The sequence below is a fragment of the Streptomyces sp. BA2 genome (assembly GCF_009769735.1).
Lineage (GTDB): Bacteria > Actinomycetota > Actinomycetes > Streptomycetales > Streptomycetaceae > Streptomyces.
This window is the reverse complement of the sequence record NZ_WSRO01000002.1, coordinates 3,212,895-3,223,651: the sequence shown is the minus strand read 5'-3', so window position 1 is coordinate 3,223,651 and position 10,757 is coordinate 3,212,895. Positions and strand designations below refer to the sequence as shown.

At 70.5% G+C, this 10,757-nt stretch carries 10 protein-coding genes; 6 read left to right on the top strand and 4 right to left on the bottom strand.

Going from position 1 to position 10,757, the window contains the following annotated elements:
• Positions 1–7 precede the first annotated feature (7 nt).
• Positions 8–1,042 (bottom strand): DUF3068 domain-containing protein, encoded by a 1,035-nt coding sequence (locus tag E5671_RS17280; protein WP_160504872.1) that lies wholly within the window; start codon positions 1,040–1,042, stop codon positions 8–10.
• 189 nt (positions 1,043–1,231) lie between these two features.
• Between E5671_RS17280 and E5671_RS45420 the strand changes: the two genes are divergently transcribed.
• The 4 genes from E5671_RS45420 to E5671_RS17265 all read left to right on the top strand — a co-directional run bounded on the left by E5671_RS45420 (position 1,232) and on the right by E5671_RS17265 (position 4,413).
• A complete protein-coding gene (locus E5671_RS45420) occupies positions 1,232–1,384 on the top strand; it encodes a hypothetical protein (protein ID WP_202121149.1) in 153 nt (50 codons plus the stop codon).
• Between the two features lie 6 nt (positions 1,385–1,390).
• Positions 1,391–2,698: a helix-turn-helix domain-containing protein gene (locus E5671_RS17275; RefSeq protein WP_443032640.1), complete on the top strand. Its 1,308-nt coding sequence runs from the start codon at positions 1,391–1,393 to the stop codon at positions 2,696–2,698.
• Positions 2,699–2,737: 39 nt separating this feature from the next.
• On the top strand, positions 2,738–3,586 hold the full coding sequence (locus E5671_RS17270) for an SMP-30/gluconolactonase/LRE family protein (RefSeq protein ID WP_160504870.1): 849 nt from the start codon (positions 2,738–2,740) through the stop codon (positions 3,584–3,586).
• A 137-nt stretch (positions 3,587–3,723) separates the two neighbouring features.
• The gene (locus E5671_RS17265) at positions 3,724–4,413 is read left to right on the top strand and encodes an SCO2400 family protein (RefSeq protein ID WP_202121148.1); all 690 of its coding nucleotides are present in this window, start codon (positions 3,724–3,726) and stop codon (positions 4,411–4,413) included.
• Between the two features lie 19 nt (positions 4,414–4,432).
• Here E5671_RS17265 and E5671_RS17260 read toward each other — a convergent pair whose 3' ends face one another.
• Positions 4,433–4,882 carry a MarR family winged helix-turn-helix transcriptional regulator gene (locus E5671_RS17260; protein WP_160504868.1) on the bottom strand — a complete coding sequence of 150 codons (450 nt, stop codon included), beginning with the start codon at positions 4,880–4,882 and terminating at the stop codon, positions 4,433–4,435.
• Between the two features lie 127 nt (positions 4,883–5,009).
• Here E5671_RS17260 and E5671_RS17255 point away from each other — a divergent pair, with 127 nt between their 5' ends.
• Both E5671_RS17255 and E5671_RS17250 read left to right on the top strand, forming a co-directional pair.
• On the top strand, positions 5,010–6,056 hold the full coding sequence (locus E5671_RS17255) for an NADP-dependent oxidoreductase (protein ID WP_160504867.1): 1,047 nt from the start codon (positions 5,010–5,012) through the stop codon (positions 6,054–6,056).
• Between the two features lie 115 nt (positions 6,057–6,171).
• Positions 6,172–6,600 (top strand): organic hydroperoxide resistance protein, encoded by a 429-nt coding sequence (locus E5671_RS17250; RefSeq protein ID WP_160504866.1) that lies wholly within the window; start codon positions 6,172–6,174, stop codon positions 6,598–6,600.
• Positions 6,601–6,667: 67 nt separating this feature from the next.
• Here E5671_RS17250 and E5671_RS17245 read toward each other — a convergent pair whose 3' ends face one another.
• Positions 6,668–7,825, bottom strand: a complete 1,158-nt coding sequence (locus tag E5671_RS17245) for a serine hydrolase domain-containing protein (RefSeq protein ID WP_160504865.1) — start codon at positions 7,823–7,825, stop codon at positions 6,668–6,670.
• 234 nt (positions 7,826–8,059) lie between these two features.
• Entirely contained in the window at positions 8,060–10,702 is a 2,643-nt protein-coding gene (locus E5671_RS17240; protein ID WP_160504864.1) for a M14 family zinc carboxypeptidase, read from the bottom strand.
• Positions 10,703–10,757: the final 55 nt, after the last annotated feature.

Genomic DNA, 10,757 nt, shown 5'->3' with positions numbered 1-10,757 from the left:
CGTCTCATCACATCGTGGTGGGTTGCAGCGCGGTTGGCGACGTACCGCTATGCGGACCGCTCGGCTCCGCCGCGGAACCCGGCCCTCCGGGCCCTTGCGCCCCCTTGTCGGACCGTCGTCCGCGTACGACGAGTACGCCTCCCGCGATGGCGAGCAGCGCACCCAGCACACCCGTCCCCACCGGCAGCGTCTCGCCCACCAGCTTCAGCCGGCTGCTGTCGTCGTCGGCGAGCTCGACCTGCGCCTTCTGCGTCTTGGTCGTGAACGCGATGCGCTCGCTGTCGAGCAGCACCGTCGCGTCCTTGTCCGAGCCGGGCGCGCGCAGCGTCTTGCGGGGGCCGATCGCCGCGTAGATGATCCGGCCCGTGCGCTTGTCGGCGACCAGCTCGACGCCGTGGTTGGCGTACCACTCCTCGGCGAGGACGTTGCTGCGCTTGGGCTGCCCCACCAGGCGGCCGGGCACCAGACGGGTCCCGGTCTTGGCGGGCTTCACCTTGGCGGTGAAGCGGTAGCCCTCGTAGCCCTGGATCTTCTTCGTGCCGCGGAAGGTCAGCGGGACGGTGGCGCCGAGGGTGTTGTCCCACCAGGTGTAGGAGCGCTTCTCGACGTCGAAGGGGAACTTGAGGTAGGCCTCACCCTCGAAGTACGGCTTCTCGTCGCAGCAGTGCACCGGCTTGTTCGTCTCGCGGTCGGTGACCCAGCGCTCCGTCGTGAACTGGAGCGAATCGTGCGGGTCCGAAGCCGGCAGGGACTTGTCCGGGTCGACGGACGTGACCACGTCCCAGACCGCGTGGTCGCTGTTGCTGTCGTCCACGTCGCCGCGCACCTGGCGCGTGACCGTGAGGTTCTTGTCGTGCACCGTCTTGATCTTCTCGGTGTCGAAATAGCTGCCTTTGCCCTTGAAAACGGTGATGGTGTCGATGTCGACGGGCGTGCGTTTCGCGCGCGGCTCGACGTACCACGCGAGCATCGGGGCCAGGACGAGCAGAAAAACGCCGAGTCCGAGGAGGATCAGCGAGAGGGGCGAGGCTGTGCGGCGCATCCGGCACTCCTGGGGCGGGTGAGAAGTGTTACCGAGCCGTAGGGGCCGGAACGCTAGGCGGACCCTTGACTAAGTGTCAATGCGTTGATGAAACTGTGCACCTACCGGACGGGGCCGGTAAAGGACTGTGCGAGCGCCATCCGCGCGACCTGGGTGGGGACGACCTCCAGCAGAGAGGCTGACCCTGACATGCACCGATTGCTTGCCGCTGGTCTGACCGTCGTAGCCGCCGCGGCACTCGCCGTGGCCGCCGCGTTCGGCATCGTCGCGCTCCTGAACGCGACCCCGGAGCAACCCAACACTCCCCTCGTGCACTACGAGACTGCCCCTCGGGGACAGTGAGTGACCGTGCCCGTGACCGAGAGCCAGGGTTCGCTGTCCGTCCGCTCGGCCTGGCGCGACGTGCCTCCCATACAGGTGCGGCAGTTCGCCGCGCTCGCCCTGGACGAAGTGCCCGCCCTCGCCCAGGACATCCTGCGGGAGATCCGCGCCGAGTACCCCGGCCTGCCCGTCGTCCTCGACGACTCGGGCGAACCCATGGCACTCATCGGTATACGCCGCGCTCTGGAGGGGTTCGTCCAGCAGATCGCGGCCGCCGAGGGTGGGCGCCCCTGCTACCCCCTGGAGGTCTTCCAGGAGTTCGGCAGGGGCGAGGGCCTGCACGGCCGCAGCCTCGACTCGCTCCAGGCGATCTACCGCCTCGGCGTACGGCTCGCCTGGCGCCGCCTGGCCGAGATAGGCCAGCAGATCGAGATCCCGCCACCGGCCATGTACGAACTCGCCGAGTCGGGCTTCGAGTATCTGGACGGCCTTGTCGACCAGTCCGTCCGCGGATACGCCGAGGCCGCGGCCCGGCAGGCCGGTGAGCGCCTGCGTCTGCAACGGAAGCTGATGGAGCTGCTGCTCTCCGAGCGGCGCGGGGACCCCGGGGCGGACGCGCCGACCGATTTCGGCCACAGCTCCGGCTCGCGCTCCGCGCCAGGCCGGCCCGCCGCCCGCAGCGCACTCGACGAACGGGCCGCCCGCGTCGGCTGGCAGCTGCCCGAGCGGGTAGCCGTCGGCGTCCTGCTTCGCCCCGCGCGGGAAGCCGTGGCGCCCGCCGTCGGGCAGGGCGTCCTGCTCGACATGGAGACCGAACAGCCCCGCATGGTCGTCCCCGACCCGGACGCCGCGGGCCGTCCCGAACTGCTGCGGCGCGCCATGGCCGGCTGGTCCGGCGCGATCGGCCCGCCCGTGCCGCTCGCCGACGCCGCGAAGTCGCTGCGCTGGGCGGAGGCCGCGGTCCGCCTGATGGAACGCGGACTGCTGCCCTCGGGCGAGGTCCTGCACTGCACCGAGCACACCGAAGCCCTGGTCCTGCTCCAGCCCGAGGAGCTCATCGAGGACTTGGCCCGCCGCTGCCTCGCTCCGCTCGCGCACTGCGGGCCCGCGCACGGCCGCCGCCTCGCCGAGACGCTGCTCGCCTGGCTGGAGACGCGGGGCGGCGCGCCGGAGGTCGCGGCACGGCTCGGGGTGCATCCGCAGACGGTGCGCTACCGCCTGCGTCAGATCAGGGAACTGTGGGGCGACGAGGTCGACGACCCGGACCGCCGCTTCGAGCTGGAACTGGTGCTCAGGGCGCGGCGGTTGAGAGGAGAGCTGGGACGGGTGGGCTGACCGGGGGCGTTCGGACAGCCGTACGGGTAGCCTGCCGCAATGGACATAGCGGTACGCGCGCAGGCAGCACTCGGCGAGGGCCCCACCTGGGACCACGCCGCCCAGCGGCTGATCTGGGTCGACATCCTGAGCTCACGCGTCCACACGTACGACCCGTCGACCGGGCACCGCTCGGTCCTGGTCACCGAGCAGCACGTCGGCGCCGCGAAACCGCGCGCGGGCGGCGGCCTGGTGGTCAACCTCCGGGACGGCGTGGGCCTCTACGACTCCATGGCCGACGGAGGCGCCTTCCGCTGGCTGCACCGGGAGGTCGTGCCGGGCCGCCGGGGCAACGACGCCGCGGTCGCCCCCGACGGAGCGCTCTGGGCGGGCACGATGCGCTACGACGAGGGGGAGGGCGGCGGCAACCTCATCCGCCTGACCGGCGACGGCACCGTCACCGAGGTCCTCGACGACGTGTCCGTCAGCAACGGCGTCGGGTGGAGCCCGGACGGCCGCTCCATGTACTACATCGACACCCTGACGCGGCGCATCGACGTACTGGACATGGATGAGGGCCAACTCCCGGCAGCCAGGCGGCCGTTCGCCACCTTCGAGCCCGACGCCGGATACCCCGACGGCCTCACCGTCGACGCCGATGGCTGCGTCTGGGTCGCCCTGTGGGACGGCGCAGCCATCCGCCGCTACACCCCGTCCGGCGCCCTGGACCGGGTGATCGAACTGCCGGTGGTCCGCCCGACCGCGTGCGCGTTCGGCGGCGCGGGACTGCGCGACCTCTACATCACTTCCGCCTGTACGGGACTTGAGGCGCCGCACCCTTTGTCCGGCTCCGTGCTCGTGCTGCCGGACGCCGGACAGGGCGTGGAACAGGCGGCGTTCGCCGGGTAGGCGGGCCCGCGTCCTGAGCGGAACAGGTGGTTTGCCCCATAGGGGAAGCCGACACGGCTGGAACATTCGATTCCGCACACAACCTTCACGACAGCGGCTTCCTCTGTTCCCCGCGGCTCACTTAGCCTCCATGCCTCATGGACTACTGCCACCCGTGCCACAGGCACCTCAACGGTGCCCTGGCCTGCCCGGGGTGCGGAACCCCGGCCGAAGCCTGCCGTGAGTACGCGGAGGCGGTCGGCGCGCCGGACGAGCCGGGCGGTTCCGAGCCCACGTACGACGACGAGGTGCCCCGCGCCAGGGGCCGCCGCCGGGAGCGCGGCCGCCGGGCGCACCGGCGCAGACGCCGCAAGATCCTGCTGATCACCGCCGGGCTCGCGCTCGCGGCCGGTGGCCTGAGCCTGGCCGAACTCGGCATCGAGGGCCCCTCGGACGAACCGACGGCCGCGGCCTCGCCGGACGGGGCAGCGGGCGAGCCCGCGTCACGGAAGTCGCCGGACCCGGACAGCGGCGCGGCGACGGGCGCCGAGTCCACGTCGGCCACGTCGGCCGATCCCTCGGCCTCGGCGTCCGCGAAGGCCAAGGCGTCCAAGGAGGCGAAGAAGGACGAGGACAAGAAGAAGGGCGGCGAGAAGACGGACGAGGCCGCCAAGGACCCCGACTCCGCCGCCCCGGCCACGACCTCCGCGCCGGATGCCCCGGACAGCCCTCCGGACACCCCCGGGACCACGCGCCCCACGCCCCCGCCGACCACGCGGCAGCCGGATCCGACGCCCGAGCCGGAGCCCTCGGAGACGTGCGACCGGTTCCTGTGGTGGTGCACGTAGCCCTGAGGTGAGCGAGCGGTCAGCCCGCGTCCTCGCCGACCATCCTCCGCAGCAGCCCCCGCAGCGAGAGCCGCTCCTCGCGGGAGAGCTCGGCCAGCGGCTCCCGCGCGAAGTCGAGGGACTCGCGCAGGCTGCGGGCGACCGTCAGGCCCTCCTCCGTCGGAGCCGCGAGCTTCACGCGGCGGTCGGCCGGGTCGGGCCGCCGCTCGACGAGACCGCGCGCCTCGAGCCGGTCGATGATCCCCGTGATGTTCGACGGCTCGCACTTCATCTTCTGGGCTATCCGGCGCATGGGCAGCGGCTCGAGGGACAACAGACCCAGTACGCGTGCCTGCGCTCCGGTGAGGGCGTGCTTGCCCGCCGCGGCGTCGTACTCCTCGTGGTAGCGCGCGACGACCGTCCCGATGAGCTCGACGACTTCGAGCGTCAGGGGGTCCGTGCGCGGGGTGCGGGAGCTGGTGGTGGCCATGCGCTCCAGGCTACCCCGATACTTGACATCATGAAATATGTAGGAGCATGGTTGTTTCACAACGTGAAGCATTTCCGAGACAGCAGCCTGCTGGAAACGGCAGCCTGAGTACGAGGAGGACGCCCGCATGTCCGTCACCCCCGAGGCCCCCGGGTCCCAGAAGCTCCCCGCCGTCAGCCGCGAGTGGCACCTCGTGCGCCGCCCGCACGGCTGGCCGGTCCCGGAGGACTTCGCGCTGCGCGAGACCCCGGTGTCCGCCCCGGCCGACGGCCAGGTCCTGGTCCGCAACCTGCACTTCTCCGTGGACCCGTACATGCGGGGCCGGATGAACGACGTGAAGTCGTACACCCCGCCGTTCCAGCTGGACCAGCCCATGCAGGGCGGCGCGGTCGGCGAGGTCATCGCGTCGAACGCCGAGGGCCTCGTGGTGGGCGACCACGTCCTGCACTTTGCCGGCTGGCGCGAGTACGCGACCGTCCCCGCCAAGCACGCCGTCAAGGTGGACGCGCAGGCCGCGCCGCTGTCGGCGTACCTCGGCGTGCTCGGCATGACCGGCCTGACGGCCTACGCGGGCCTCTTCGAGGTCGCCTCCTTCAAGGAGGGCGACGCGGTGTTCGTCTCCGGCGCCGCGGGCGCGGTCGGCTCCCAGGTCGGCCAGATGGCCAGGCTCAAGGGTGCCTCGCGTGTCATCGGCTCGGCGGGCTCGGACGAGAAGGTGAAGAAGCTCGTGGAGGAGTACGGCTTCGACGCCGCGTTCAACTACAAGGACCCGCGCCCGGTCGTGGAGCAGCTGAAGGAGGCGGCCCCCGACGGCATCGACGTCTACTTCGACAACGTCGGCGGAGAGCACCTCGAAGCGGCCATCAGCCGCATGAACGTGCACGGCCGCGCCACCATCTGCGGCATGATCGCGGGCTACAACGACACCGAGCCGACGCCGGGCCCGCGCAACATGGCCATGATCATCGGCAAGCGCCTGCGTCTGCAGGGCGTGCTCGTCGGGGACCACGAGGACCTGCAGCCGCAGTTCGTGTCCGAGGTCGGCGCGTGGATCCGCTCCGGTGAGCTCAAGTACGACGAGACCTTCGTCGAGGGCGTGGAGAACGGCGTGGAGGCCTTCCTCGGCATGCTGCGCGGCGAGAACACCGGCAAGATGATCGTTTCCCTGGCCTGAGGTGCGGGCACCCGAGGTGCAGCGGCCGGTGATTTTCCGGCATCCGATAAAGTGATTCCACATTCTCGCGACTGTGGGCGCGCATCGCGGAACATCTCAGGAGGAACCGGCACTTATGTCCATCCAGCAGATCGACGTCAAGTACACCGCCGTCGCCACCGCCGAGAACGGCCGTGACGGCCGCGTCGCCACCGATGACGGCAAGCTCGACGTCGTCGTCAACCCGCCGAAGGAGATGGGCGGCAGCGGCGCGGGCACCAACCCCGAGCAGCTCTTCGCGGCCGGCTACAGCGCCTGCTTCCAGGGCGCCCTCGGCGTGGTCGCCCGCAAGGAGAACGCCGACGTCTCCGGTTCGACCGTGACCGCCAAGGTCGGCATAGGCCAGACCGAGGCCGGCGGCTTCGGCCTTGAGGTCGCGATCACCGCCTCCATCCCGAACGTGGACGCGGCCACCGCGCAGGCCCTCATCGAGAAGGCCCACCAGGTGTGCCCGTACTCGAGCGCCACGCGCGGCAACATCAAGGTGGAGCTCGCGGTCGCCTGACCGTTTCCTCTCCTACGTGACGAAGGGCCGCACCCCGCAGCAGGGGTGCGGCCCTCCGTCATGCCGGTCAGCGGCCGACCGCCGCCGTGTGGATGGCCCGCACGAGACGCTCGTCCTCCGGGGCCGGTCCGCCGGGGAAGGGGAAGCGGCGCCGCGTGTACCCGTAGGCGAGCCCGCTGCGAGGGTCGGCGAACGCCTGGGAGCCGCCCACGCCCTTGTGCCCGATGGACCCCGCGCCGAGAAACGGGTACCAAGCCTCGGCGACGTTCTGAAACCCCACCCCGAACGATTTGTGAGCCCGTAGCACCAGGTCGTACCCGTTGGAATGGATCTGCCCGAACTCGGCCACGGTGTTCGCCTTCAGGAGCGGCTCCCGCCCGTCGAGCCCGCCGACGGCCGCCGCGTACATCGTGGCGAGCCCGCGCGCGGAGGCGACCCCACCGACGGACGCGGGCCCCTGGGCGCGCACAGGAAGGGAGTTGGGGATCGACTCCAGGTCGGTGGGCTGCGCGCCGTTGCGGTTGAAGGCGATGGAGTTCAGGGTTCCCGGCTGAGGTGGCTGCGCGTCGAGGAACGCACGCTCCTCGGGGGACGCCATCATCGGCAGCACGGAACGGAAGCGGGGCTCCAGTGCTTCCGGGAGCCCGAGGTAGAAGTCGAGCCCGTAGGGGACACGGACGCGCTCCTCGTACAACTCTTGCAGCGTCCGCCCGGTGGCCCGCAGGACGACCTCGCCGGCCAGCGCGCCGATGGACAGGGCGTGGTAGCCGAAGGCAGTACCGGGGCGCCAGTACGGCCGCTGGGGCGCGAGGCGGGCGGCGATGGCGCGGTCGTCGGCGATCTCCTCGGGGCTGAAGCCGGTGTCGGCGCCGACGACGCCGACGCGGTGCGAGAGGAGCTCCCGAAGGGTGGCGTCCCCCTTCCCCCCGGCGGCGAACTCCGGCCAGTAGTGGGCCACTTCGCGATCCAGCTCCAGGGCGCCGTCCTGGACGAGCAGCGCCATGACGAGGTGGGCGGCGCCCTTCGTGGACGAGTACACGCCGAAGAGCGTGTCGCCATCGGTGTCCGGGCCCACCCACAGGTCGACTACTTGCTTTCCTTTTACGTACGCGACGAGTTGCGCGGCATGGTCGGGCTTCTCTTGGGCGAGCATGGTGGTGAACTCGTCCCGCACGGCTTCGTATCCGGCTGCGGTGGTGCCTTGGACTTTGATTTCGCGGGTCATGTGGATTCGTTGCCTCCCTGGGTGCTTCAACTACCGCCAAGACCAAGACAATTCCCCAACCCCGCCCCTTCCCGGCTGTATCTATTGGCGGCTCCGCCGCGCAGGGGGCTCCGCCCCCAGACCCCCGAACTCGGCGAAGCCGGTGATGACGGCCACCAAGGCCTCGAAAGGCCCCCGCGCCGAGCGGGTTTTCGGGAAGGGGCGGGGTTGGGGAAAAATCCCCCGCCCCCAACCTCAGCTCACACTCAGCAAAGCCCGCCCCACCTGCGGAAACGCCCCCTTGGGGTGGTCCCGGAAGAGCGGCTCGGTGCCGAACAGGACCACACGGGACCCCGCAGCGGACCCACTCACCACGGAAGCCTGACCCGCAGCGTCAGAGGGCCCACCCGCTCCGCCCTCCGCAGGACGCCAGTGCCCGGACACCAGCGGATTCCCACCCCCATAGGACTGCTCGACCCGCACCCCACTCCCCAGCCCCGTGAACCACATGGGCGCGTACACGAACGAATGCGAAGGCGCACCCCCAGTAACAGGACCGCCAGAATTCACGACCCGCACCACACCATTCGCATCCCCGTTCCCAGAGACCGCCTTCACGGCAAGCAGCTTCGCGTCGGAGTTCAGCGCGACCCCTTCCGCGCCCCGCCCGACCAGTCCACCGCCCCCGGCGAGAAACGCGTCGAGCCCGGCCCGCGCCCCCGCGTTCAGCTCCCCGTAAGAAAGCCCCGCCGACACGAACAAAGCGTCCGCACCCGACTTCTTCCAGTCGAAGCCCGCGTTGAGCACAGAAGTCGAAACCGGCACCACGTCAAAGTTCATCTCACGCAGCGCGAAGAGCTCCCCGGGGGTGACAGCCGCCGCCACCCGCGTGGCCCGCACGACAGCGCCACCCTTCGCCTTGGTCGCGTCGAAGGCGACGTCGTACTTCCTCGCGGCGACGACCGCCGCACCCCGCGCCGACGACGGCAGAATCACACTCCCGTCACTGTCGCCGTCACCGTCACCGGCCCGCACGGAAGTGCCCCGCGCCAGCAGCCAGTTGAGCGCAGCCACCTCCCGCGCGTCATCGAGCCGCAGCCGGAGATTCCCCCGCCCCGCGACATGACCGACCCGTGCAGCCGCGTCCACGACGCGCGTCCGCACACCGGACAGCGAGCCGCCCTTCACCGAGTCCACCGTCGCGCCCCACAACCGCCCGAGGCTCCACCCCGAGATGTCGTACATGGTCGACACCTTGTCGCTGATGTCCCGCCCGTCGGCGAGCATCACATTGGCGAGCCCGCGCTTGGGCTGGTGCATGTCGATGACGTACGAACCCTCTGCGTACGAAGTGCCGCCGAGTCTGAAGTCCCGCGTCGCGCGCCGCACTTCGACGTCGTTGTCGAGCAGGTGATCCACCAGGCGCGAGGAGGCGGCCTCCGAGCGCTGGCCGCGCCCGCCCTTCCCGTTCCCCTTCGCCTCGCCCCGCGGAATCACGTACGCACGCGGGAACTCGGTCGTGTAGACGTCCTCAGGACCGATGCCCGGCACACCCGGCACGGTCTCCGGCGAGACCGGCACCTGCGCCGCACCCGCCGCGCCCCGCCGGAACGTCTCGATCTGGTCGGCGATCACCGAAGTGCGGTGCTCCTGCGTGTACTTGAGCGTCGCCGACATCGCGGCGCCCGCGATGTCCACGTTGATCGCGGACCGCCGCCGCAGCTCCGGCACCGGCAGCTCGTCGTACTCGTCGTTGTTGACGGCCATCGGGAACTCGATGGTGTGCGCGGCGACCGTGCCGTGGAACGGCATGTACTGCGGGGTGAAGATCGGCGGCCAGTCGTCCCAGCCCTCCTCCTGGTCACGGAAGGGGATGACGGCGGGCTGCACGCCGTCCTTCTCCTCCGTGTACCCGAGGCCGTTGACCGCGGCCTCCATGCCGAGGGCGTTGGCGTAGGTGTTCTTGAGGAAGAGGTCGTACTCGTAGTTCTCGCCGTGCGGGGGAGTCGTCGGCTCGATCAGCGTGCCGTTGACGTACCCGTGCAGATCGATCATGACCGCGGGCTGCTTGTCGATCGCGATCTGCCGCATCGCGCGGGCCTCGGGCTGCGACGCGGTGATGAAGTCACGGTTGAGGTCGAAGCCGTTGGCGTTGGCGCGGGTTCCCGCGATGCGGCCGTCGGGGTTGGCCGTGACGTTGAAGTACAGCCGGTTGCGCGCGAGCAGGTCCTTGGTCTCGCCGTCCTTGGCCTTCGCGAGCTTCTCGATGAGCTTCAGGGCGGCGTCCGTGCCCTCCCACTCGTTGCCGTGGATGTTGTTGTTGATGAAGACCGGCGTCTTGTACGAGGACTTGACCGCCGGATCCTTCGCGGCGGCGCCCGGAGCGTTCTCGATGAGCTCGCGCATCCGCTCCTGCCTGGCGGTCTCCTTGGCCGACTCGGGGGCGGTGACGGTCACCAGGTAGAGCTGGTGCCCGCCCGCAGAACGGCCCGCGATCTCCACGCTGACGCGGTCGCCGATGCCCTGGATGTCGTTCAGCTTCGGGGCGATGGAGTGGTAGGGGGCAAGACCCAGCTTTATCGACTTGTCGTCAGGATTGGCGGGAGGGGGAGTGAGCTTCTGCTCGCGGGGGTAGCCGCGGTCCTTGCCGCGGTCCTTGCCGCGACCGGAGTCGAGACCAGGGCTTTCCGCAGCCCCCAGCGCCCGGTCGGCGGCGCTCTGAGGGGTCCTTGCGGCCCGTTCCGTACTGCTGAGGGGCGAGCCCTCGCGGAGGATGTCCCGGCCGCCCGGACGGGGGTCGGCGGTCGCGGCGCCGGGGGCGAGGGTGGTGAGGACAAGAGCCCCCGCCGAGGCGAGGGTGGTGAGCAGAACGGGTCTCGATGGCCGGGATATCCCCATACGTACCTCCTGGAGAGATGTCAGTACGCGTGGTCTACCCTGCCAACCCCCGCGC